At 60.6% G+C, this 1,132-nt stretch carries 1 protein-coding gene; it reads right to left on the bottom strand.

The window, feature by feature from the left end; translation table 11 throughout:
- Positions 1 to 115: 115 nt before the first annotated feature.
- Positions 116 to 1,132, bottom strand: a 1,017-nt coding sequence (tuf, locus tag ACR0JI_RS21930; protein WP_480496688.1) for an elongation factor Tu, incomplete at its 5' end; no start/stop codon positions are given.

The raw sequence follows: 1,132 nt of genomic DNA, 5'->3' as shown, positions 1-1,132 counted from the left end.
AAAAAAGGCCGCCCCCTTGTGGAACGGCCTTCTTTAGTTCAATGGAGTGGGCTCTCATTGCTCTTTCAGAGCAACTGCCGCCCACCGGCCAGAGTTTTCTAAAGAAAACTCGACCTTATTCAGTAATCTTCGACACGACGCCGGCGCCGACGGTGCGGCCGCCTTCGCGGATGGCGAAGCGCAGGCCCTGCTCCATCGCGATCGGTGCGATCAGTTCAACGCCGAACGACACGTTGTCGCCGGGCATGACCATCTCGGTGCCTTCCGCCAGGGTCACGGTGCCGGTCACGTCAGTCGTACGGAAGTAGAACTGCGGACGGTAGTTCGCGAAGAACGGGGTGTGACGGCCGCCTTCTTCCTTGGTCAGGATATAGGCTTCGGCTTCGAACTTGGTGTGCGGTGTCACCGAACCCGGCTTACACAGAACCTGGCCACGCTCAACGCCGTCACGATCCACACCACGCAGCAGGGCGCCGATGTTGTCGCCCGCTTCACCGCGGTCCAGCAGCTTGCGGAACATTTCAACGCCGGTGCAGGTGGTTTTCGAGGTGTCGCGGATGCCGACGATTTCGATCTCGTCGCCAACGTTGATCACGCCACGCTCGATACGGCCGGTCACAACGGTACCACGGCCCGAGATCGAGAACACGTCTTCGATCGGCATCAGGAACGGCTGGTCAACAGCACGCTCGGGCGTGTCGATATATTCGTCAACAGCCGCCATCAGCTCGCGGATCTTGTTCTCGCCGATTTCAGGGTCACGGCCTTCCATCGCGGCCAGAGCCGAACCTGCGATGATCGGAATATCGTCGCCGGGGTATTCATACGAAGACAGCAGCTCGCGGATTTCCATTTCCACCAGTTCCAGCAGCTCTTCGTCGTCAACCTGGTCAACCTTGTTCATGAACACGACCATCTTCGGGATGCCAACCTGGCGGCCCAGCAGGATGTGCTCGCGGGTCTGCGGCATCGGGCCGTCCGCGGCGTTCACAACCAGGATCGCGCCGTCCATCTGAGCAGCACCGGTGATCATGTTCTTGACGTAGTCGGCGTGGCCGGGGCAGTCGACATGCGCATAGTGGCGCGCGTCGGTCTCGTATTCCACATGCGCGGTCGAGATGGTGATGCCGCG

The organism is Ruegeria sp. N10 (assembly GCF_056531545.1).
This window is presented reverse-complemented; position numbering and strand designations above follow the sequence as displayed.